At 62.8% G+C, this 23078-nt stretch carries 21 protein-coding genes; 20 read left to right on the top strand and 1 reads right to left on the bottom strand.

Features of this window, described 5'->3' with window-relative positions; genetic code table 11:
• The first annotated feature begins 7 nt into the window (after nucleotides 1-7).
• The 10 genes from olsA to trmB all read left to right on the top strand — a co-directional run bounded on the left by olsA (nucleotide 8) and on the right by trmB (nucleotide 10039).
• Entirely contained in the window at nucleotides 8-808 is an 801-nt protein-coding gene (olsA, locus tag NKI85_RS04260; RefSeq protein ID WP_352776152.1) for a lyso-ornithine lipid O-acyltransferase, read from the top strand.
• A 63-nt stretch (nucleotides 809-871) separates the two neighbouring features.
• Nucleotides 872-2281, top strand: coding sequence for a tRNA (N6-isopentenyl adenosine(37)-C2)-methylthiotransferase MiaB (miaB, locus tag NKI85_RS04255; RefSeq protein WP_352776150.1), 1410 nt, complete (start codon nucleotides 872-874; stop codon nucleotides 2279-2281).
• A gap of 83 nt (nucleotides 2282-2364) precedes the next feature.
• Nucleotides 2365-3357, top strand: a complete 993-nt coding sequence (locus NKI85_RS04250) for a PhoH family protein (protein ID WP_502896016.1) — start codon at nucleotides 2365-2367, stop codon at nucleotides 3355-3357.
• Between the two features lie 17 nt (nucleotides 3358-3374).
• Nucleotides 3375-3872 (top strand): rRNA maturation RNase YbeY, encoded by a 498-nt coding sequence (gene ybeY / locus NKI85_RS04245; protein ID WP_352526688.1) that lies wholly within the window; start codon nucleotides 3375-3377, stop codon nucleotides 3870-3872.
• A gap of 28 nt (nucleotides 3873-3900) precedes the next feature.
• Entirely contained in the window at nucleotides 3901-4974 is a 1074-nt protein-coding gene (locus NKI85_RS04240) for a hemolysin family protein (RefSeq protein WP_352526825.1), read from the top strand.
• A gap of 17 nt (nucleotides 4975-4991) precedes the next feature.
• A complete protein-coding gene (locus NKI85_RS04235) occupies nucleotides 4992-5462 on the top strand; it encodes a VOC family protein (RefSeq protein ID WP_352776147.1) in 471 nt (156 codons plus the stop codon).
• Between the two features lie 93 nt (nucleotides 5463-5555).
• Nucleotides 5556-7148 carry an apolipoprotein N-acyltransferase gene (lnt, locus tag NKI85_RS04230; protein ID WP_352776145.1) on the top strand — a complete coding sequence of 531 codons (1593 nt, stop codon included), beginning with the start codon at nucleotides 5556-5558 and terminating at the stop codon, nucleotides 7146-7148.
• A 138-nt stretch (nucleotides 7149-7286) separates the two neighbouring features.
• Nucleotides 7287-7706 (top strand): helix-turn-helix domain-containing protein, encoded by a 420-nt coding sequence (locus NKI85_RS04225; protein ID WP_352526692.1) that lies wholly within the window; start codon nucleotides 7287-7289, stop codon nucleotides 7704-7706.
• Nucleotides 7707-8036: 330 nt separating this feature from the next.
• A complete protein-coding gene (gene metK / locus NKI85_RS04220; protein ID WP_352776143.1) occupies nucleotides 8037-9326 on the top strand; it encodes a methionine adenosyltransferase in 1290 nt (429 codons plus the stop codon).
• 11 nt (nucleotides 9327-9337) lie between these two features.
• Nucleotides 9338-10039: a tRNA (guanine(46)-N(7))-methyltransferase TrmB gene (gene trmB, locus NKI85_RS04215; protein WP_352526696.1), complete on the top strand. Its 702-nt coding sequence runs from the start codon at nucleotides 9338-9340 to the stop codon at nucleotides 10037-10039.
• A 60-nt stretch (nucleotides 10040-10099) separates the two neighbouring features.
• Here the strand turns inward: trmB and NKI85_RS04210 are convergent, their stop codons facing one another.
• Complete coding sequence (locus NKI85_RS04210; protein ID WP_352776141.1) at nucleotides 10100-10264, bottom strand: hypothetical protein; 165 nt, start codon at nucleotides 10262-10264, stop codon at nucleotides 10100-10102.
• 284 nt (nucleotides 10265-10548) lie between these two features.
• Here NKI85_RS04210 and rimP point away from each other — a divergent pair, with 284 nt between their 5' ends.
• The 10 genes from rimP to NKI85_RS04160 all read left to right on the top strand — a co-directional run bounded on the left by rimP (nucleotide 10549) and on the right by NKI85_RS04160 (nucleotide 23044).
• Entirely contained in the window at nucleotides 10549-11193 is a 645-nt protein-coding gene (rimP, locus tag NKI85_RS04205) for a ribosome maturation factor RimP (protein WP_352526698.1), read from the top strand.
• A gap of 47 nt (nucleotides 11194-11240) precedes the next feature.
• Nucleotides 11241-12836 carry a transcription termination factor NusA gene (nusA, locus tag NKI85_RS04200; protein ID WP_023676901.1) on the top strand — a complete coding sequence of 532 codons (1596 nt, stop codon included), beginning with the start codon at nucleotides 11241-11243 and terminating at the stop codon, nucleotides 12834-12836.
• 38 nt (nucleotides 12837-12874) lie between these two features.
• Nucleotides 12875-13525: an RNA-binding protein gene (locus tag NKI85_RS04195; protein WP_352526700.1), complete on the top strand. Its 651-nt coding sequence runs from the start codon at nucleotides 12875-12877 to the stop codon at nucleotides 13523-13525.
• On the top strand, nucleotides 13522-16089 hold the full coding sequence (infB, locus tag NKI85_RS04190; protein WP_352526702.1) for a translation initiation factor IF-2: 2568 nt from the start codon (nucleotides 13522-13524) through the stop codon (nucleotides 16087-16089). Before NKI85_RS04195 ends, infB begins: the two co-directional genes overlap by 4 nt.
• Nucleotides 16090-16213: 124 nt before the next feature.
• The gene (gene rbfA / locus NKI85_RS04185) at nucleotides 16214-16639 is read left to right on the top strand and encodes a 30S ribosome-binding factor RbfA (protein WP_352526703.1); all 426 of its coding nucleotides are present in this window, start codon (nucleotides 16214-16216) and stop codon (nucleotides 16637-16639) included.
• Entirely contained in the window at nucleotides 16639-17598 is a 960-nt protein-coding gene (truB, locus tag NKI85_RS04180; protein WP_352526704.1) for a tRNA pseudouridine(55) synthase TruB, read from the top strand. Before rbfA ends, truB begins: the two co-directional genes overlap by 1 nt.
• A gap of 146 nt (nucleotides 17599-17744) precedes the next feature.
• On the top strand, nucleotides 17745-18839 hold the full coding sequence (gene corA, locus NKI85_RS04175) for a magnesium/cobalt transporter CorA (protein WP_352526705.1): 1095 nt from the start codon (nucleotides 17745-17747) through the stop codon (nucleotides 18837-18839).
• A 140-nt stretch (nucleotides 18840-18979) separates the two neighbouring features.
• Nucleotides 18980-19291 carry a 30S ribosomal protein S15 gene (gene rpsO / locus NKI85_RS04170; RefSeq protein WP_280940423.1) on the top strand — a complete coding sequence of 104 codons (312 nt, stop codon included), beginning with the start codon at nucleotides 18980-18982 and terminating at the stop codon, nucleotides 19289-19291.
• Nucleotides 19292-19698: 407 nt separating this feature from the next.
• On the top strand, nucleotides 19699-21846 hold the full coding sequence (pnp, locus tag NKI85_RS04165; protein WP_352526707.1) for a polyribonucleotide nucleotidyltransferase: 2148 nt from the start codon (nucleotides 19699-19701) through the stop codon (nucleotides 21844-21846).
• 187 nt (nucleotides 21847-22033) lie between these two features.
• Nucleotides 22034-23044 (top strand): class I SAM-dependent methyltransferase, encoded by a 1011-nt coding sequence (locus tag NKI85_RS04160; protein ID WP_352776137.1) that lies wholly within the window; start codon nucleotides 22034-22036, stop codon nucleotides 23042-23044.
• Nucleotides 23045-23078: the final 34 nt, after the last annotated feature.

The raw sequence follows: 23078 nt of genomic DNA, 5'->3' as shown, positions 1-23078 counted from the left end.
GGTGCGGATGATCGGAAAAATCAGGATTTTCCTGGCGCTGGGGTTGGTTGTCCTCGGCTCGCTGATGCTTGTGCCGCTGCAGATAGTGTCGATGAGGACCGGGCTCTGGCGCGAGACCTTCATCCTGAAAATCTGGCACAGGATGATTGTCAGGACGTTGGGGCTGCGCATCCATGTCAAGGGCTCTCTCTTCGAACAGCGCCCATTGCTGGTTGCGGCCAACCACATCTCCTGGACCGACATCATGGTGCTGGGGTCGATGGTCGACGTGACGTTCATCGCCAGGGCCGACATGGCCGGCTGGCCGTTGATCGGCATGCTGTCGAAGCTGCAGCGCACCGTATTCATCGAGCGTGAGCGCAAGCGTTCGTCGGGCGACCAGGCGAGCGAGATCGCCGGTCGCATGGCCAAAGGCGACGCCATGGTGCTGTTTGCCGAAGGCTCGACCGGCGACGGCAACATGATCCTGCCGTTCAAGAGCACGCTGTTCGGCGCCGCCACAATGGCGATTGCGGAAGGGGCGGCCGAAAAGGTCTTCATCCAGCCGGTGGCGGTCGTCTATACGCGCCTGCATGGCGTGCCGCTTGGCCGCCGGCATCGGCCGGTTGCCGCCTGGATCGGCGATGAGGAGCTGATGCCGCACCTCAAGGTGCTGATGGCCGAGGGCGCCCTCGACGTCGAGGTGCATTTTGGCGAGGCGATCGCTTTCTCCAAGGGCTCCAGCCGCAAGGAAACGGCAAAGCAGATGGAACGCCAGGTGCGCGAGATGGTACAGGCGGCGCTCGCCGATCCGCGCCCAAGCCGGTAATCCGCGCAGGTTCCAGCCAGATTCGTCTGTTTTTTGTCAGGAAAAGGCGCTAGAAGCCGCGAAATGGAATTGAACACGATAGAACGCGACGACATCGGCGCTGCCGCCGCCGACCTGGTCGTTCCGCCTGCCGCGACCAGAAAGGTCTTCGTCAAGACCTATGGCTGCCAGATGAACGTCTACGATTCGCAGCGCATGACCGATGCTCTGGCGGCCGACGGTTATGCCGCGACGGACGCCATCGGCGAGGCCGATCTGGTGCTGCTCAACACCTGCCACATCCGCGAGAAAGCGGCGGAAAAGGTCTATTCCGAACTTGGGCGCATCCGTGAGATGAAGGCCGAGCGTGCGAAGGCCGGGCGCGAAATGCTGGTTGGCGTCGCCGGCTGCGTGGCGCAGGCCGAGGGTGCCGAGATCATCCGCCGCTCGCCGGCCGTCGATCTGGTCATCGGTCCGCAGACCTATCACCGGCTGCCCGGTGTGCTGGCGAGGGCGCGCGGTGGCGAAAAGGTCGTCGAGACCGACTATGCCGTCGAGGACAAATTCGAGCATCTGCCGCAGCCGAAGCGCGCCGAACTGATCAGGCGCGGCGTGACGGCGTTTTTGACCGTTCAGGAAGGCTGCGACAAGTTCTGCACCTTCTGCGTCGTGCCTTATACGCGCGGCTCGGAAGTATCGCGGCCGGTGGCACAGATCGTCGCCGAGGCCGAGCGTCTGGCGGATGCCGGCGTGCGCGAGGTGACGCTGCTCGGCCAGAACGTCAATGCCTGGCACGGGAGGGGCCAAAACGGCGAGGAATGGGGCCTTGGCCGGCTGCTGTACAGGCTGGCCGAGATTCCGGGCCTGGCGCGGCTGCGTTACACGACCAGCCATCCGCGCGACATGGACGATGAATTGATCGCCGCCCATCGTGATTTGCCGACGCTAATGCCCTATCTACATTTACCGGTGCAATCCGGCTCCGACCGCATACTCAAGGCGATGAACCGCAGGCATATGGCCAAGGACTATCTGACGTTGATCGATCGCATCCGCGCCGCACGGAGCGATATTGCACTGTCGGGCGATTTTATCGTCGGCTTTCCCGGTGAGACGGAAGCCGATTTCGAGGCGACGATGCAGTTGGTCAAAGACGTCAACTATGCCTCGGCCTTTTCGTTCAAATATTCGCCGCGCCCCGGCACGCCGGGCGCCGAGATGAGCGATCACGTGCCGGAGGCGGTCAAGGACGAGCGCCTGCAGCGACTGCAGGCGCTGCTTCTGAAACAGCAGCAGGATTTCGGCACCAGCCTGGTCGGCAGGACCATCGACACGCTGATCGAGAAGCCGGGCCGCCAGGCCGGCCAGAAGGTTGGCCGCTCGCCATGGCTGCAGCCGGTTATTGTTGATGAAATGGCCGGCGAAATCGGTGACATTATCCAGGTACGAATCACGAAGACGGGCTACAACAGCCTGTTCGCCGAATTGGCCTGAAGGCCTCGGCAGATGAGGAGAGACGGTTGAGCGCTGCTGAAGTGAAGAACCTGCCCCAGAACCTACCCTCGGGGGCCTCGGATATGGCGCACATCGTACTGACTTTCGACAACAACAAGCTTGCCAGCGCCCTTTACGGCCAGTTCGACGAAAATCTGGCCAGGCTCGAGCAGAAGCTCGGCGTCGACATCCGCTCGCGCGGCAACCAATTGACCATCAAGGGCTCTTCCTCGGCCGCCGAGCAGGCACGCCGCGCCTTGGACAATCTTTATGGCATTCTGCAGAAAGGCACCGATATCGGCCAGTCCGATGTCGACGGCGCCGTGCGCATGGCGATCGCCACCGACGACCAGCTAACGCTGCCGACGCTGGAGCGCAAAGGCAAGGTGTCCGCCGCCCAGATATCGACGCGCAAGAAGACCATCTATGCCCGCTCGCTGAACCAGGACGCCTATATGCGCGCGCTGGAGCGGTCGGAACTCGTCTTCGGCATCGGCCCGGCCGGCACCGGAAAGACCTATCTGGCGGTGGCGCATGCGGCAATGCTGCTCGAACGCGGCATGGTCGAACGCATCGTGCTGTCGCGCCCCGCGGTCGAGGCCGGCGAACGGCTTGGCTTTCTGCCGGGTGACATGAAGGAGAAGGTCGATCCCTATCTGCGGCCGCTCTATGACGCGCTCTACGACCTGATGCCGGCCGACAAGGTCGAGCGGGCGATTGCCGCCGAGGTCATCGAGATCGCGCCGCTGGCGTTCATGCGCGGCCGTACGCTGGCGCACGCTGCCGTCATCCTCGACGAGGCGCAGAACACCACGCCGATGCAGATGAAGATGTTCCTGACCCGGCTCGGCGAGAATTCGCGTATGATCGTCACCGGTGATCCGACCCAGATCGATCTGCCGCCAAACACCAAGTCCGGTCTGGTCGAGGCACTGAGAATCCTCGACGGCGTCACCGGCATGGTGACGGTCCGCTTCAACGAGGGCGACGTCGTCAGGCATCCGCTGGTCGCCGAGATCGTCAAGGCCTACGACCGTGACGGCAAGCTGGCCAGGGGCTTGGGTGTCGAAGGCTGATTTGATGATGCGGCCGCATGGCTGAGGAGCAAAAGGCGGGGGGGCAGCTTCCCGTCGAGATCGATATCGCGATCGAGGCGGGCGATTGGCCCGACGAGACGATGCTGACGCGGCTGGTCGACCGCGCGGTGGTGGCCGCCTTTACCGAAACCGGTGCGGACGGGCGTTCCGAGCTCAGCATCGTCTTTTCCGACGATGCCCATATTCGTACGCTCAATGCCGGCTGGCGCGGCAAGGACAAGCCGACCAACGTCCTGTCTTTTCCAGCTTTTCCGTTTGCGAGGGGCGGGCCTCTGCCGCCGATGCTGGGCGACATCGTGCTGGCCGCCGAGACTGTCGCGCGCGAGGCGGCACTGGAAGACAAGCCGGTCGAGGACCATATCTCCCATCTCGTTATCCACGGCCTGCTGCATTTGCTGGGCTACGATCACGAAACCGACGCCGAAGCGGAATTGATGGAAGCGACAGAGCGCGCAGCACTTGCGAGGCTTGCCATTCCCGATCCCTACACGTAATTACAAAAGACCAATTGACCGGACGATGATGAACGACAAACCAGAGACTGCCGCCCGCTCCGACGCCGGCAGTGCGACCAAGCCTTCCGAAACGACGGAAGAGGGCTCGAGTCCGAGTACCACGACCGGCAGCTTCGCCAGCGAGGCATCGCCTGCCGGTCCTTCCCTGTTCGATCGCGTGCTCGGGCTTTTCAGGCATCGGAACGGCACCAGCCTGCGCGAGGAGATTGCCGGCGCGCTTGCCGAAACGGCGAGCGATGCTGAATCCTTCTCGCCCGGCGAACGCGCCATGCTCAACAACATCCTGCGTCTGCGCGAAGTGCGCGTCGAGGACGTCATGGTGCCGCGCGCCGACATCGAGGCGGTCGAGATCACGACGAAGCTCGGCGATCTTCTGGGGCTGTTCGAGCAGTCCGGCCATTCCCGCATGCCGGTCTATTCGGAGACGCTCGACGACCCGCGCGGCATGGTCCATATCCGCGACGTGCTGGCGCACATCACCAAGGTCGCCCGCGTCAGAAAGGGCAGGACGACCAGGAAACCCCCGGTCGCGACTGTTCTCGATCTCGCCCAGGTCGATCTGGCGCGCACCATCGGCGATCTCAATCTGATCCGACCGGTGCTGTTCGTGCCGCCGTCGATGCTCGCCTCCGACCTGATGGGGCGGATGCAGACGACGCGCACCCAGATGGCTTTGGTCATCGACGAATATGGCGGCACTGACGGTCTCGTCTCGCTCGAGGACATCGTCGAGATGGTGGTCGGCGACATCGAGGACGAGCATGATGAGGACGAGCCGATGATCACCCAGGCCGGCGAAGGCGTCTTCGTCGTCGACGGCAAGGCCGAGATCGACGATGTCGCCAAGATGATCGGCGAGGATTTCACCGCCGGCGAGCACGGCGAATATGTCGACACGATCGGCGGCATGATCTTCAACACGCTTGGCCGGGTGCCGGCGCGCGGCGAAGTGGTTCAGGCCATACCCGGTTTCGAGTTCCACGTGCTCGACGCCGATCCGCGCCGCGTCAAGCGCGTGCGCATCGTCGAGACCCTGAAGGGCGAGCGCCGCCGCCGCGCCGTCCGCACCGAGCAGGCTTGAAAGACGCGGCTCGCCCGATGCCGGTTGAGGACCCGTTCAAGCACTCGACCTTGGGCTCCGGCGTATTCTACCAGGATCCGTGGGCCGCATTGACATGGCTTGAAAAGGCCTTCGGCTTCGAGCCGAGCATGGTGGTCAGCGATGCTGATGGGACGCTTGTCCATTCCGAGATGCGGTTCGGCGACGGCTATATCATCATCGATTCCGAATGGGCCAACCACATCGCCAGCCCGGCTTCGGTTGGAGGCAGGAACACCCAATCCGTCTATGTACGCCTGAAAGACGGGATAGATTCCCATTGTGATCGTGCAAAGGCGGCGGGAGCCGAGATCATCGAGCAGCCTGCCGACCAGTTCTATGGTGAACGGCTGTACAGGGCGCGCGATCCTGAAGACCATGTCTGGACTTTCGCGCAGACGATAGGCTCCATTCCGCGCGAAGAGGCTGAGCGGCTGAGCGGACTGACGATCGAAGGCTGGCATCGATAGCTATGAGCGGACTTGGTCGCGCCTATCCGGTTTGGAGCCGAGACCGCGGCCTGATAAATCTTGCTTCCTGATTCGCACGACTCGGAAGCATAGATGGAGCGCCAGGCCGGCCGGATAATTCTGCTTTGGGGCTGGCGGCGCGCGCTGGTGGCGTTTCTTGCCGGGGCGCTGGCGGTTCTTGCCCAGGCGCCTTACGATTTCTTCGCCGTCTGTTTCGTTTCGTTCCCGCTGCTGGTCTGGCTCCTCGACGGCGCGACCGGCGAAGCCTCGGACGGTTTTCTGCGACGCTTGCTGCCGGCTTTCGCTACCGGCTGGTGGTTCGGATTCGGCTATTTTCTTGCCGGTCTCTGGTGGGTCGGCTCGGCGCTGCTGGTCGAGGCCGACAGCTTCGCCTGGGCCTTGCCGTTCGCAGTGGTCGGCATCCCCCTCGCGCTCGCCTTCTTCTATGGCTTCGCCGCCGTGGTTGCCCGGCTGTTGTGGAGCAACGACATCGGCCGCATCGCGGCACTTGCCTTCGGCTTTGCCCTGGCGGAATGGCTGCGCGGCTTCCTGTTCACCGGCTTTCCGTGGAATGCCGTCGGCTATGCGGCGATGCCGGTGCCTTTGCTGATGCAGAGCGTATCGGTGACCGGCATGATCGGCATGAATGCGCTTGCGGTCTTCGTCTTTGCGCTGCCGGCCCTGCTTGCGGCGCGCCGGCATCTTCGCCTCGGCGCTGCATTGCTTGTCGTTCTCGCCGCCGCCCATGCCGGCTTCGGCTATATCAGGCTTGCCGCCCCCGAAAAGCCGGCCGCCCGCAGCCTCGACGTCCGTATCGTGCAGCCTGCCGTCGACCTCACCGAGAAATGGGATGCCTCGGTGCGCGACCGCATCTTCGCCACCATGATGGGGCTTTCGGCCAAGGCGCCGGAACCCGGCCATGACAGGCCGCAATTGATCCTGTGGCCGGAGACCTCCGTGCCGTTTCTGTTCACCGAACGTCCGGATGCCCTGCCTGCCATCGGAGAGATGCTTGGCGATGGCCAGATGCTGGTCGCCGGAGTCGTTCGCGAGGAAGGCGGCTCGGCGGCAAATACCGGCAGCCGTTACTACAACTCGGTCGTGGCGATCGACGAAAGGGGCGAAATCGTCGATGCCGTCGACAAGGTTCATCTGGTACCCTTTGGCGAATATCTACCTTTCGCCGATCTGCTCGGCCGCTTCGGGCTTGAGCAGCTTGTTGCCGGCCCGATGACCTTCGCGGCCGGCAATGAGCGGCACCCGATCGCGCTGCCCGGCGGCATCCGGGCGCTGCCGTTTATTTGCTATGAGGTCATCTTTCCCGATCTGGTCGCGGTTGACGCAACGTCAGCCGAGCTTATTGTGAACGTCACCAATGACGCCTGGTTCGGCGACACGCCGGGGCCGTACCAGCACTTCAGGCAGGCGCAGATCCGGGCGGTGGAGAATGGGGTGCCCCTGTTGCGCGCGGCTAATAACGGCATTTCGGCCGTTGTCGACCCGCGCGGTCGCATCGTCGACGCGCTGGCAATCGATGCACGCGGCGCCATCGACGTGCGTGTGCCGATCTCCAGCCAAGCCATCGTTTCCTCCGGCCAACGACGCATTAACGGAATGCTGATCATGTTTCTGCTTGCCGTTGCGGCATGCATTTTGAACGTAAGGCAAAGGCTACGGGCGAATTGACAGCCGACACATTAGAAACTCATACTGTAAGCGCCTGAAAAATTATCGAAGTCGATAGGTCGTTCTGTTGGGGCACGGGCCGCCGGTTTCGTTTGGGCAGCAAAATAGAAAAAGCCGGAAAAATTCGGCGAGGAAAAAATGACAGAAGAAAACAAGAAAAAGCCGAATCCGATCGACATCCACGTCGGAAGCCGCATCCGGCTTCGCCGCAATATGCTGGGAATGAGCCAGGAAAAACTGGGCGAAAACCTCGGCATAACGTTCCAGCAGATCCAAAAGTACGAAAAAGGCACCAATCGCGTCGGCGCCAGCCGTTTGCAGGCAATCGCCTCGATACTCGGCGTGCCCGTCGCCTTCTTTTTCGAGGATGCGCCCGGTCAGGAGGCCGTGGGCAACCGTGGATTTGCCGAGGATGCGTCGATGACCTCCGCCGTCGAATTCTGCGGCAGCCCGGAAGGCCTCCAGCTGAACCGCGCCTTCGTCAAGATCGCCGACGTGAAAGTGCGCCGCAAGATCATCGAGCTTGTGAAGTCGCTCTCCATCGACGAAGCCGACTGACTGGCCAGTGAAGAAGTCAAAGAGGACGAGGTCGTCGTAGCGGGGCATGCAATTTCTCGTGGCTGGGTGCACCGTGGGATGTGCATTCCGCCGATGCGCCGAAGCGCGGATCGATTTTGCTCGACATGCTTCCTCGAAACCGTTCTCTTCAGTCTGTTGGTGCAAGAGATAATGGTAGTGCGCCCTGCCGCCGTCTTCGGGATGCAAAGATAATAACGTCAAATTCATGCCAGAACGGCTGCACGGCTTGACGAGCGGCGCCCGGCACCGTTAACAACTGGCGCGCCAAAATCGGCGGCCTGCCGATATTTTTTTCAAGAGGGGACACCCGTGACGCGGCACAATTATTTCTTCACCTCGGAATCCGTTGCCGAGGGCCATCCCGACAAGGTCTGCGATCGTATCTCCGACGAGATTGTCGATCTCGTCTACCGCGAGGCCAGAAAGACCGGCATGGACCCATGGAAAGTCCGCGTCGCCTGCGAGACGCTCGCGACGACCAATCGCGTTGTCATCGCTGGTGAAGTGCGCGTCCCCGAGACGCTGCTCAAGAAGGACAAGGAGGGCCACATCCTGAAGGATGCGGCCGGCCATCCGCTTGTCAACCCGGCCAAGTTCAAGTCGGTCGCCCGCAAGGCAATCCGCGAAATCGGCTACGAGCAGGCTGGCTTCCACTGGAAGACGGCCAAGATCGAGGTCCTGCTGCACGGCCAATCGCCGGATATCGGCCAAGGCGTCGACAACGCCTCCGACCGGCAAGGCGAGGAAGGGGCCGGCGACCAAGGCATCATGTTCGGCTATGCCTGCCGCGAGACGCCGGATCTGATGCCGGCGCCGATCTACTACAGCCACAAGATCCTCGAACTGCTGGCCGCCGCGCGCCATGAAGGCAGCGGTGATGCCGGCAGGCTCGGGCCGGATGCCAAGAGCCAGGTTACGGTCCGCTATGTCGACGGCAAGGCGGCGGAAGTGACGCAGATCGTGCTGTCGACCCAGCATCTCGATGCGACGTGGGATTCGAAGAAGGTGCGCGAAGTCGTCGAGCCCTATATCCGCGAGGCGCTGGGCGACCTGAAGATCGCCGACAATTGCAACTGGTATATCAATCCGACCGGCAAGTTCGTCATTGGCGGACCCGACGGCGACGCCGGCGTGACCGGCCGCAAGATCATCGTTGACACCTATGGTGGGGCTGCGCCTCATGGCGGCGGCGCCTTTTCCGGCAAGGACACTACCAAGGTCGACCGCTCGGCGGCCTATGCGGCGCGCTATCTCGCCAAGAACGTGGTCGCCGCGAAGCTCGCCGATCGCTGCACCATCCAGCTTTCCTATGCGATTGGCGTCGCGCAGCCGCTGTCGATCTACGTCGACCTGCACGGCACCGGCAAGGTCGACGAGGCAAAGCTGGAGCGTGCACTGCGCACCGTGATGGACCTGTCGCCGTCCGGCATCCGCCGCCACCTCGATCTCAACAAGCCGATCTATGCCAAGACGTCGTCCTATGGCCATTTCGGCCGCAAGGCCGGCCGCGACGGATCCTTTTCCTGGGAGAAGACCGATCTCGCCAAGGCGCTCAAGGACGCTCTCGCCGAACCGGTCGCCGAAGCGGTCGCCGCCTAACCGCGGCGCCTATGGATCCGAAGGACCGGCCAAGCCGTGCGACCGAGGCATTTTTCGGTCGCCGGCGCGGCAAGACCATTCGACCGCAGCAGGCGGCGGCTCTGGAGAGCGGCTTCGCTGCCTACAGGCTCGATCTGACGGTTGAACCGCCGGCCGATCTGCGCAGCCTTTTCGAAGCAGAAGTTTCCGCTGTCCTGCTCGAAATCGGTTTTGGCGGCGGCGAACATCTTCTGCACCGTGCCACGGCCAGCCAGGCGACCGGCTTTATCGGCGTCGAACCCTTCGTCAACGGCATGGCCAAGATGATGATGGCGGTCCGGGAGCGTCCGCTTGCCAATCTGTGCGTCTATGACGACGACGCCACGCGCCTGCTGGACTGGCTGCCGCAGGCTTCGCTTGACGGCATCGACCTTCTCTACCCGGATCCGTGGCCGAAGAAGAAGCACTGGAAGCGGCGCTTCGTCAGCCCGGTCAATCTCGACCGCTTCGCGCGCGTCCTGAAGCACGGCGGAAAATTCCACTTTGCGTCCGACATCGACAGCTATGTGAACTGGACGCTGCTGCATTGCCGGGCGCATGGCGCCTTCGCGTGGCAGGCAAACGAAGCTGCCGACTGGCATCGGTCCTATGATGGCTGGCCAGGGACGCGCTATGAGGCCAAGGCCATTCGCGAAGGCCGACGGCCTGCCTATCTCACCTTCGTGCGGAAATAAGCAGGACGTCCGGAACTGAGCAAAGGCGGATGGGCCGAAGGCTCTCGGTGCTCACCTGGCTCAGAAGCGGCGGATTTTGTCGAAGGCTGCCGGCTCCATGCCGAGATTGCGCAAATCGTGCGCATGCGGCTTGCAACCGTTTTCCACAGCCCGCGACACGGCTACGGCGCTGCCGAACACGCTAAAGAAGTCGCCTATGGCTGAGAAAAATCCACGGTTGGTCATGATCGGTACCCTTTAGAGCGCAGTGAGCGCTCCAACTGTGCAATGCAACATAGATAGTCGTGCGTCGCCGGTGCTCAAAGGGGGATCACTGCATGGCCGCCATGCATTTGGCACAGCGCTGCGGACTCCCAGCCCTGCCCAGATGCACGACGGGCTTGAAACGACGGCCATGATCGTCTATATCAGCTTCAAATTCTTGGTCGGTATGACGAAGAGTGGGTCCACCCGGTCCCGCTCTTTTTTATTACCTGCCGGCCAAACAGGAATCGAGCGACAGGCACCGAATGACAGTGACGGCAAGCGAAGGCGACGACCGCATCATCCGCGAAAGCGGTATCGATGCGCGCATCGCGCTGATCGTCCAGCCGGTACTGCGTGCCATCGGCTTCCGCTTGGTACGTGTGCATTTGTCGGGCCAGAACGGGCTCACGCTGCAGATCATGGCCGAACGCGAGGACGGCACAATGACCGTCGAGGATTGCGAAGAGGTCAGCCGGGCGGTATCGCCGGCGCTCGATGTCGATGATCCGATCGAGAAGGCATATCATCTCGAAGTGTCGTCGCCGGGCATAGACAGGCCGCTGGTCCGCAAATCGGATTTTGTAGCCTGGACCGGCCATCTGGTGAAGATGGAAACGTCGGTTCTCGTCGCCGACCGCAAGCGCTTCAAGGGCAAGATCGCCGAAAGCGACGCGGACGGTGTGCTGATCGAGCGCGACAAGGCCGCTTACGGCGAGGAGCCGACGGTGCGCGTGCCCTACGATGCGATCGCCGACGCGCGGCTGGTCCTGACCGACGATCTTATCCGCGATGCGCTGTCGAAGGACAACCGGGCGCGCAAGGAAGCCAGGAAACGCCGCGGCGAACCCGAAGAGGCGCCAGAGGGTGCGGAAGTGGGCGCGGAAGACGAAACCGAACAGGAAATGTGATTGGGCTGCCGGCCGTAAAGGTCGGCAACAAGCTCGGGAGAAAAAAGATGGTTGTAAGCGCCAACAGGCTTGAACTGCTGCAGATCGCCGATGCGGTCGCGCGTGAAAAGTCGATCGACAAGTCGATCGTCATCGCCGCCATGGCCGATGCGATCCAGAAGGCCGCGCGCTCGCGCTACGGCCAGGAAACCAACATCCGCGCCGACATCAACGCCAACACCGGCGAGATGAAGCTGCAGCGGCTGATGGAAGTGGTCGAGAAGGTCGACGATTACGCGACGCAGATTGCCATTTCCTCGGCGCGCGAGCGCAATCCGGACGCCCAGCTCGGCGATTTCATCGCCGAACAGCTGCCGCCGATGGATTTCGGCCGCATCGCCGCACAGTCGGCCAAGCAGGTCATCGTGCAGAAGGTGCGCGAGGCCGAGCGCGACCGGCAATATGACGAATACAAGGACCGTATCGGCGAGATCGTCAACGGCACCGTCAAGCGCGTCGAATACGGCAACGTCATCGTCGATCTTGGCCGCGGCGAGGCGATCATCCGCCGCGACGAGCTGATCCCGCGCGAAAACTACAAATATGGCGATCGCGTCCGCGCCTATGTCTATGACGTGCGCCGCGAACAGCGCGGCCCGCAGATCTTCCTGTCGCGCACCCATCCGCAGTTCATGGCGAAGCTGTTCACCATGGAAGTGCCGGAAATCTACGACGGCATCATCGAGATCAAGTCGGTCGCCCGCGATCCGGGTTCGCGCGCCAAGATCGCCGTCATCTCGCGTGACAGCTCCATCGATCCGGTCGGCGCCTGCGTCGGTATGCGCGGCAGCCGCGTCCAGGCGGTCGTCGGCGAATTGCAGGGCGAGAAGATCGACATCATCCCGTGGTCGCCCTCGGCGGCGTCCTTCATCGTCAATGCATTGCAGCCGGCGGAAGTCGCCAAGGTCGTGCTCGACGAGGATGCCGAACGTATCGAGGTCGTCGTCCCCGACGATCAGCTGTCGCTGGCCATCGGCCGCCGCGGCCAGAACGTCCGTCTTGCCTCGCAGCTCACCGGCTGGGATATCGACATCCTGACCGAGCAGGAAGAGAGCGAACGCCGCCAGAAGGAATTCGTCGAACGGTCGTCGCTGTTCATGGAAGCCCTCGACGTCGACGAGATGGTCGGCCAGGTGCTCGCTTCCGAAGGCTTCACCAGCGTCGAGGAGGTCGCCTACGTCGATTCCGGTGAAATCGCGTCGATCGACGGCTTCGACGAGGACACGGCTTCGGAGATCCAGACCCGCGCCCGCGAATATCTGGAGAAGATCGAAGCCGAGCACGACGAGAAGCGCAAGGCACTCGGCGTCAAGGACGAGTTGCGCGAGATTCCCGGCATCACCACCGCCATGATGGTGACGCTCGGCGAGGACGGCGTGAAGACGATCGAGGATTTCGCTGGCTACGCCGCCGACGACCTGACCGGCTGGAAGGAACGCAAGGACGGCGAGACGAAGGTATTCCCAGGTGTGCTCGCCAATCATGGCGTGTCGCGCGCCGATGCCGAGCAGATGGTCCTGGCCGCCCGCCTGAAGGCTGGCTGGATCACAGAAGACGAGCTTGCCGCCGAGGGCGTGCCGGCTGACGAAACCGTCGGTGCGTGAGGTGAAACCGCATCGCACCGAACCCGCCCTTGGACGAGATGAACGATCGCACCTGCATCGTCACCCGCAGGCAAGCCGAACCGGATGAGCTGATCCGTTTCGTCGTCGGCCCGGATTCGGCCGTCGTTCCGGACATCAAGAGAAACCTGCCCGGCCGCGGTTGCTGGGTGACCGCCGACCGCCTACATATAGACAAGGCAGCGGCGAAAAACCTGTTTGCCCGTGCCTTTAAGGCGCAGGTGACCGTGCCAGCCGATCTTGGCGGTATGGTCGACGCGCTGCTTTCCAGGTCCGCTCTGGGCATGCTTGGCCTAGCCCGCAAGGCGGGCGCTATAGCGCTCGGAGCGACCAAGGTCGAGAGCGCCGTGCGCGGCGGACTTGCACTTTTCGTGCTCCACGCGACCGAGGCTTCCGACGATGGCGTCCGCAAGATAAGCCAGGCGCGACGGGCAACCGTCCACCTCGGCGGGCCTGCGATCCGCGCTTACAAACTTTTCTCCGAGGCCGAGTTGAGCTTGGCATTGGGGGGTACAAATGTGATACATGCTGCCGTTCTCGCGGAAGACGCGGGCAGGGCGGTCCAGAAGCGCATGGTTGCGCTCGACCGATATCGGGGCGGTTCCCCGGACGATCTGGCAATGCTTGCGGCCGTTGCTGACGAAGATGATGCCGCAGAGGATATGGAATGAGCGATACGAAATCGGGCGACGACAAGACGCTGAGTGTTACGCCGAAGAAGACCTTGACGCTGAAGCGCCCCGGTATGGAACAGGGCACGGTGCGCCAGAACTTCTCGCACGGCCGCACCAAGTCGGTGGTCGTCGAGACCAAGAAGCGCAAATTCTCGCTGCCCGGCGACAAGCCGGAGCCGGCGGCAGCGCCTGTGTCCGTCTTCACGCCGAAGCCGGTCGCGGCAGCGCCTGCCGTGCAGGAGGCCCCCAAGGCGCCGCCGCCTCCGCCGCCGGTCGAACGCGGCGGCATGGTGCTGAACGAGCTGTCGCGCCAGGAAATGGAAGCACGCCGCCGGGCTCTCGAGGGCTCGAAGGTGCGCGACGTCGAGGATCGCCAGCGCGCCATCGAGGAGGCCAAGCGCCGCAGCGAGGACGAGGAGCGCCGCCGCCGCGAGCGCGAAGAATCGGCGCGCCGTCAGGCCGAGGAAGAGGCACGGCTGCAGGCCGAGGCCGAATCCCGCCGCCGTGCTGAGGAAGAGGCGCGCCGCCGTGCGCCGCTGGCCGCCGAACTGGCGACAGTCGATGACGAGGAAGACGTCAAGCCGAAGCGGACCGGTGCCGGTGCGCCGGTGCGCCGTCTGGTCACGCCCGAAGTGGCGCGTCCGGCCAAGCCGACCAAGGGCGAGGAAGATCGCCGCCGCGGCAAGCTGACGCTGAATTCGGCGCTTTCCGATGAGGATGCGCGCGCCCGCTCGCTGTCGTCGATGCGCCGCCGTCAGGAGAAATTCAAGCGCGCGTTGCACAACGAACCACGCGAGAAAGTCATGCGTGAAGTGATCTTGCCGGAGACCATCACCATCCAGGAGCTGGCGCAGCGCATGTCCGAGCGCGCTGTCGACGTGGTCAAGTTCTTCATGAAGCAGGGCCAGATCCTGAAGCCTGGCGACGTCATCGACGCCGACACGGCCGAACTGGTCGCGACCGAATTTGGCCATACGGTCCGTCGCGTCGCAGAGTCCGACATCGAAGAGGGCTTGTTCAATATCGCCGATCGTCCCGAGGATCTCCAGCCGCGTCCGCCGGTGGTAACGATCATGGGCCATGTCGATCACGGCAAGACCTCGCTGCTCGACGCTATCCGCAATGCCAATGTGGTGTCCGGCGAAGCCGGCGGCATTACCCAGCATATCGGCGCCTATCAGGTCGAGAAGAACGGTAACAAGGTCACCTTCATCGACACGCCCGGCCACGCCGCCTTCACCGCGATGCGTGCCCGCGGCGCCCAGGCCACCGATATCGCGATCCTCGTGGTGGCGGCCGACGACAGCGTGATGCCGCAGACGATCGAATCGATCAACCACGCCAAGGCGGCCGGCGTTCCGATCATCGTTGCGATCAACAAGATCGACAAGCATGACGCTGACCCGCAGAAAGTGCGTTCGGAATTGCTGCGTCATGAGGTGTTCGTTGAATCCATGGGCGGCGAGGTGCTGGACGTCGAAGTGTCGGCGACCAAGGGCATCAACCTCGACAAGCTGCTCGAAGCGATCCTGCTGCAGGCCGAAATCCTCGACCTGAAGGCCAATCCGGAGCGCACCGCCGAAGGCGTTGTCATCGAGGCCCAACTCGATAAGGGCCGCGGCCCTGTCGCCACCGTGCTGGTGCAAACCGGCACGTTGATGCCGGGCGATATTCTCGTCGCGGGCAACGAGTGGGGCCGGGTGCGCGCGCTGGTCAACGACCGCGGCGAGCAGGTCAAGGAGGCGCCGCCGGCAATGCCGGTGGAGGTGCTCGGCCTGCAAGGTACGCCGCAGGCCGGCGACCGCTTCGCCGTGGTCAACAACGAGGCCCGAGCCCGTGAGATCACCGAATACCGCCAGCGCCTGGCACGCGAGAAAGCGGTGGCCAGGCATGCCGGCCAGCGCGGTTCGCTCGAACAGATGATGTCGCAATTGCAGACAAGCGGATTGAAGGAATTCCCGCTGGTCATCAAGGGCGATGTGCAGGGTTCGATCGAGGCGATCAACGCGGCGCTCGACAATCTCGGCACCGACGAGGTGCGCGCCCGCATCGTCCATGCGGGAGCCGGCGGTATCACCGAAAGCGACGTGTCGCTGGCGGAAACCTCGGGGGCTGCGATCATCGGCTTCAACGTTCGCGCGAATGTGCAGGCCCGTGCCGCCGCGGCTGCGGCAGGCATCGAGATCCGCTACTACTCCATCATCTACAATCTCGTCGATGACGTGAAGGCGGCGCTCTCCGGCCTGCTCTCGCCGGAGCGTCGCGAGACCTTCATCGGCAATGCCGAGATCCTCGAGATCTTCGACATCACCAAGATCGGCAAGATCGCCGGCTGCCGTGTCACCGAAGGCAAGGTCGAGCGTGGTGCGGGCGTCCGCTTGATCCGCGACAACGTCGTCATCCACGAAGGCACGCTGAAAACCCTGAAGCGCTTCAAGGACGAAGTTTCGGAAGTTCCGGCCGGCCAGGAATGCGGTATGGCCTTCCAGAACTACGAGGACATGCGCGCCGGGGACGTCATTGAGTGCTTCCGCGTCGAGATGGTGACCAGGACGCTCTGAGTTCGGGCATCCTGAGTTCGAGCATCTATTGAGACCGGGCGGTGGTCGAAAGGCCGCCGCCCAAACCATATGAGACATGCGGCGCGGTCCCATCCCGCGCTTCACGATTTCAGGACCGAGGAAAATGCCCCGTTCAACCCCTTCAGGCCCATCCCAACGCATGCTGCGCGTCGGCGAGCAGGTGCGCCATGCGCTATCCGAGACCTTGCAGCGCGGCGAGATTCTCGATCCGCTGATCGAGAACACAGTGGTCTCGGTCTCGGAAGTGCGCATGTCGCCCGATCTGAAGATCGCTACCGCCTTCGTTTCGCCGCTTGGCGCCAAGGATACCGGTGCGGTGGTCGAGGCGCTCAACAAGCATGCGAAGTTCGTCCGCGGCCGCGTTTCCGGCGCGCTGCGGCAAATGAAGTACATGCCGGAATTCCGCTTCCGGCTCGATACCAGCTACGACAATTTCCAGAAGATCAACGAATTGCTGCATTCGCCCGAAGTGGCGCGCGATCTCGGCGCCGACGACAAAGACAAAGACGACATGAAGGACAGCGAATAGTGGCGCGTCGCGGCAAGAAGAAGGGCCGGCCGATCTCAGGCTGGCTGGTGCTGGACAAGCCGGTCGGCATGGGTTCGACCGAAGCCGTCTCCAAGATCAAGTGGCTGTTCCAGGCGGAAAAGGCCGGTCATGCCGGCACGCTCGACCCTCTGGCGTCCGGCATGCTGCCGATCGCGCTCGGCGAAGCGACCAAGACCGTGCCTTACGTCCAGGACGGCGCCAAGGTCTACCGCTTCACGGTCGCCTGGGGCGAGGAGCGTTCGACCGACGACCTCGAAGGCCCGGCGACCAAAAGCTCCGACCGCCGTCCGGCGGAATCCGATGTGCTGGCGCTGCTTTCGAAATATACCGGCGTCATCATGCAGACGCCGCCGCAATTCTCGGCGATCAAGATCGCCGGCGAGCGCGCCTACGACCTTGCCCGCGAGGGCGAGACGGTCGACATTCCGGCACGCGAGGTCGAGATCGGCCGGCTCGACCTGATCGGACACATGGCTGATCGCACCATCTTCGAGGTCGAATGCGGCAAGGGCACCTATGTCCGCTCGCTGGCGCGCGACATGGGCCGCGACCTCGGCTGCTTCGGCCATATCGCCGAGCTGCGAAGGGTCGAGGTCGAGCCGTTTACGCAAGAAGATTTCGTCACCCTGGCCGAACTGGAAGCCGTCCGCTTCGGCGAACAGGGCGAGGAGAGTTCGCAAGCAGCGGATGCGCCGATCGACTTCGACGCCATCGATGCGTTTCTGGTCGACACCGCCGCAGCGCTCGAATGCTTACCGCAGGTTGCGATCAGCGACGATGCGGCAACCAAAATCCGCCTCGGCAATCCGGTCATCATTCGCGGCCGTGACGCGCCGGTAGAAGCTGAGGAGGCCTGCGCCACGGCGCGCGGCAAGCTGGTCGCCATCGGCGCCATCGAGCAAGGCATGTTCAAGCCAAAGCGGGTCTTTGTCGGGTAACAGCTCTCGCCCGGCGCATGATCTCCAAACCGGATTCTATTTTGGGAAAGGATCATGCGCTAAATCAACAGGGCTACGGCGTCGTTTGCCGTCCGAAAGGACGCGCGGCGCTGTAGTGCCGTTCGACGCTGCACTCGAGGGGGCACATGGCAAAGGCTGAGACGGTCAAGAAGCGGGCGCCGCTAAAAACACGGCGGCCGCCGGTCGGGGCTTCGCCGGGCACGCTGATCGCCGATCCGGCGGCGCGCCTCTCCGAGCTCAGGCTGACGTTGATCTCGCCCGAGAAGTTCCAGACGATCGACAATGCCAGCATCGACGACGTCAACACCCATTGCCACAATTGGCCGGTCATCTGGCTCGACTGCACCGGCCTCGCCAACATCCAGCTGATCGAGGAGATCGGCCGGATTTTCAACCTGCATCCGCTGGCGCTGGAAGATGTCGTCAACACCGGCCAGCGGCCGAAGGTGGATTTCTTCGAGGACCATGCCTTTGTCGTCGTCAGGATGATCGACGATGTCACTGCGCACCGTTACGAACAGATCACCGTCTTCTTCGGCAAGAATTTCGTCGTCACCTTCCAGGAGCGCGAAGGCGACCCGTTCGATCCCGTGCGCAAGCGGATCGGAAGCTCGGTGCCCAACCGGTTGCGCTCGCGCGGCGCCGACTATCTCGCCTATGCTTTGATCGACGCCATCGTCGACAGCTATTTCCCGCCGACCGAGGCTGCCGGCGAATTGGTCGACAGCATCGAGGACCAGATGCTAAACCAGGCGCACAAGCACCAGATGCGGCAGCTTCACGAATTGCGGCGCGACGCCAATGTGTTGAAGGGCGTGCTTTGGCCGATGCGCGACGCGCTGGCGACCATGATCCGCAACGACGTCCCCTATGTGAAGGCCGAAACCAAGTTATTCCTGAACGATACGCTCGATCATTCGCTGCGATTGATCGAATTGGTCGAGACCCAGCGCGACATGCTGACCGGCCTGATCGAGATGCACCTGTCACTCAGCCAGGCGCGCACCAACGACGTCATCAGCTATCTGACGATCGTCTCGGTGATCTTCCTGCCGCTCACCTTTTTCGTCGGCGTGTGGGGCATGAATTTCGATCCCGAGACCTCGCCCTGGAACATGCCGGAGCTAAAAGCCTATTACGGCTATCCCTTATCGCTCGTCTTCATGGCGCTTGTGGCGGTCGGGCTCTACGCGTACTTCAAATGGAAGAAATGGCTCTGACTAAGCGGAAGTGTCCGTTTATGCAGCAAAAAGCCGGCTTGTGAATTGGGCTGGTCTTTTTGCCGGAATTGCACTATATGCGCCGCAGCTTCGCGCTTTGACGCGTTGCTTGCACCGGCCCCTGCTGGACGACATCCCGGCTGAGGGCGTCCCGTTTCCTCAAACAGACAAGGAAAAACACGATGTCGATTACTGCCGAACGCAAGAAGGAATTGATGGGTGAATTCGCAACCGCCAAGGGCGACACCGGGTCTCCGGAAGTCCAGGTGGCCATCCTTTCCGAGCGCATCAAGAACCTGACCGACCATTTCAAGGACCACAAGAAGGATAACCATTCCCGCCGTGGTCTGCTCGCTCTCGTCTCCCAGCGCCGCAGCCTGCTTGATTATCTCAAGCGCAAGGACGACGCGCGCTATCAGACGCTGATCGAGAAGCTCGGTCTGCGCCGTTGACGAATTGACCGGCGGGTTCTTTCGAGAGCCCGCCGGTCGCGCATTGGAGCATCGGGTCATCCAAGGCTCCAATGGAGGAAGTAGAGCGCCGCGCATCGGTTTGGACGCGCAAAGGACGCTCTGAAGTCTAGATTTGCGCATGATATCTTCCGGAAACCTGGTTTTCGGGTTCACGCGCAAGGCCAGTCGGATCGATTGGCCAACCCGGTTTCGAAACAGCAGAGGGCCGCTCGAAACCGCCCATGGACGGTCATGGGGCAGGATTGCAGGACGCTCGTGCGGCAGCGCGCCGAATAGCCGAGCCTCCCGTTGTCTTGCCCGTGGCTGCCCGAGAAAGGAAGCCAAGGGAAAGGGGCATCCGCGCACGCTGAAACGGCGCGGCCCTTTCCGCATATGAAGGACAAGACATGTTCAATTACCACAAAGTGGAAATCGAATGGGGCGGCCGTCCGCTCATCCTCGAAACCGGCAAAATCGCGCGCCAGGCTGACGGCGCGGTGCTGGCCACCTACGGCGAAACCAAGGTTCTCGCCACCGTCGTCTCGATGAAGGAGCCGAAGCCCGGCCTCGATTTCTTCCCACTGACGGTCAACTACCAGGAAAAGACCTACGCCGCTGGCAAGATCCCAGGTGGCTATTTCAAGCGTGAAGGCCGTCCGAGCGAGAAGGAAACGCTGGTTTCCCGCCTGATCGACCGCCCGATCCGCCCCCTCTTCGCCGAAGGTTACAAGAACGACACCCAGATCGTCGTCACCGTCGTCCAGCACGATCTCGAAAATGACCCGGATATCCTGTCGATCGTCGCCACCTCCGCCGCCCTGACCTTGTCCGGCGTGCCGTTCATGGGCCCGGTCGGCGGCGCCCGCGTCGGTTATATCAACGGCGAATACGTGCTCAACCCGCACGTCGACGAGATGCAGGAATCGAAGCTCGACCTGATCGTCGCCGGCACCGCCGACGCCGTGCTGATGGTCGAGTCCGAAGCCAAGGAGCTCGGCGAGGACCTTATGCTTGGCGCTGTCATGTTCGGCCACAGGGGCTTCCAGCCGGTGATCGACGCGATCATCAAGCTGGCCGAAGTCGCCGCCAAGGACCCGCGCGACTTCACCGCGCCGGACTATTCCGCGCTTGAAGCCGAGATGCTGAAGATCGTCGAAGGCGAGCTTCGCGATGCCTACAAGATCACCGACAAGCAGAAGCGCTATGCCGCCGTCGACGCCGTCAAGGCGAAGGTCAAGGCGGCGTTCGCGCCGGCAGAAGGCGAGGAGGCCAAATACACGTCCGAACAGATTGGCACCGTGTTCAAGGAGCTCCAGGCCAAGGTCGTGCGCTGGAACATCCTCGACACCGGCTCGCGCATCGACGGCCGCGACCTGAAGACGGTCCGCAAGATCGTCTCGGAAGTCGGCGTCCTGCCGCGCACACACGGCTCGGCGCTGTTCACCCGCGGCGAGACCCAGGCGCTGGTCGTCGCTACGCTCGGCACCGGCGAGGACGAGCAGTATGTCGATTCGCTGACCGGCATGTACAAGGAGAAGTTCCTCCTGCACTACAACTTCCCTCCCTACTCGGTCGGTGAAACCGGCCGCATGGGTTCGCCCGGCCGCCGCGAAATCGGCCATGGCAAGCTTGCCTGGCGCGCCATCCGGCCGATGCTGCCGACCGCCGACCAGTTCCCCTATACGTTGCGCGTCGTTTCGGAGATCACCGAGTCCAACGGCTCGTCATCGATGGCTACCGTCTGCGGCACCTCGCTGGCGCTGATGGATGCGGGTGTGCCGCTGGCCAAGCCGGTCGCCGGCATCGCGATGGGCCTGATCAAGGAAGGCGAGCGCTTCGCCGTGCTCTCCGACATCCTCGGCGACGAGGACCACCTCGGCGACATGGACTTCAAGGTTGCCGGCACCGCCTACGGCATCACCTCGCTGCAGATGGACATCAAGATTGAGGGTATCACCGAAGAGATCATGAAGATCGCGCTCGACCAAGCCAAGGAGGGCCGTCAGCACATTCTCGGCGAAATGGCCCATGCGCTGTCCGGCGCGCGTGCCGAACTCGGCGAGTTCGCGCCGCGCATCGAGGTCATGCACATCCCGACCGACAAGATCCGGGATGTGATCGGCTCGGGCGGCAAGGTCATCCGCGAGATCGTCGAAAAGACCGGCGCCAAGATCAACATCGAGGATGACGGCACGGTCAAGATCGCTTCGGCCAACGCCAAGGAGATCGAGGCGGCGAAGAAGTGGATCCACACCATCGTCGCTGAGCCGGAAGTCGGTGAAATCTACGAAGGCACGGTCGTCAAGACCGCCGACTTCGGCGCTTTCGTCAACTTCTTCGGTCCGCGTGACGGCCTCGTCCACATCTCGCAGCTCGCCAATGATCGCGTCGCCAAGACCTCCGATGTGGTCAAGGAAGGCGACAAGGTCTGGGTCAAGCTGATGGGCTTCGACGAGCGCGGCAAGGTCCGCCTGTCGATGAAGGTCGTCGACCAGGCCACCGGCAAGGAAATCGCTCGCGACAAGAAGAGCGAAGGCGAAGAAAACGCCGCCTAAGCTGCATAGAGCCTGTTCCACCCCGATAGATCGGGATGGGCTCTATCTTTTTGTTTTGAGCATGATCTTTTCCGAAAACCGGATTCCACTTTTGGGATCATGCTCTAGCCATGCAATCGAAGCGGGCGCGCCGGAAGGTCGCGCCCGTTTTCATTTCAACAACAGCCCTGCAGTTCAAGAGTGGTGAATGTCCGCCGAGCCGCTGAAAACGCTTTTCCATCCTTTCGACGCCGGGGCTCTTTCCTTGCCGCGGAAGGGCGAACGCATTCTTTTTCTCGGCGCCGAGCCCGGCTTCCGCTTGCCCGAAGGCTTTGATGCCGAGCTTCATCTCGTCCAAGGCTTCAGGCCGCATTTTCGCGCCTTGCAGGCATCGGGCTTCACGGTCACGCCGGGAGTGGAAGGCGAGGCTTTCGACGCAGCATTTGTGCTCGCTGGCCGCCATCGCGGCCAAAACGAGTTGCGCGTCGCCGAAGCGGTCGAGCGCGTGACACCAGGCGGGTTGATCGTTGTCGCTGGCGGCAAGGACGATGGCATCGCCAGCCTGCGCAAGCATATCGGCGAGCTCGTGCCGCTCGAAGGCCACCTGCCGAAGCATCACGGCATTGCCTTCTGGTTTCGCCGGCCGGCCGATGTCGTCGCGGCAACGCTTCGCGCTGCCAATCCGGATTTGGTGGTCGAGGACCGCTTCCGCACGGCCCCAGGCATGTTTTCCTTCGACAAGATCGATGCCGGATCGAAACTGCTGATCGAAAATCTGCCCACCGATATGCGTGGCAGCGTTGCGGATTTTTGTGCAGGCTGGGGCTATGTCGCCGCCGAGGTCGCCGCCCGCTCACCTGGCATATCGGCGCTTGACCTATACGAAGCGGATTTCGAGGCGCTGGAGGCGGCGAAGGCCAATCTCGGCAATACAGGCGTGGAGCCAGGTTTCTTCTGGATCGATCTTTTGAGCGAGCCGGTCGAGCGCCGCTATGACGTCGTCGTCATGAACCCGCCCTTTCACCGCAGTCGGGCGACTGAGCCGGAAATCGGTGCCGGCATGATCCGCGCGGCAGGCAAGGCGCTGAAGCCGGGCGGCCGGTTGTTCATGGTGGCGAACCGGCAGCTTCCCTACGAACCGGTGCTGGCGGCCGCCTTCTCCAGCCATGCGGAGCTCGCTCGCGACGGTATGTTCAAGGTTTTCACGGCGCGGCGCTGAAATTCTGCGGGGCAGTCGGCGACACGTCGTTCAT

The sequence above is a fragment of the Mesorhizobium sp. M0571 genome (assembly GCF_040320985.1).
In the GTDB taxonomy this organism is placed as follows: domain Bacteria; phylum Pseudomonadota; class Alphaproteobacteria; order Rhizobiales; family Rhizobiaceae; genus Mesorhizobium.
The sequence above is the reverse complement of the archived record's forward strand: the minus strand, read 5'-3'. Positions and strand labels throughout refer to the sequence as shown.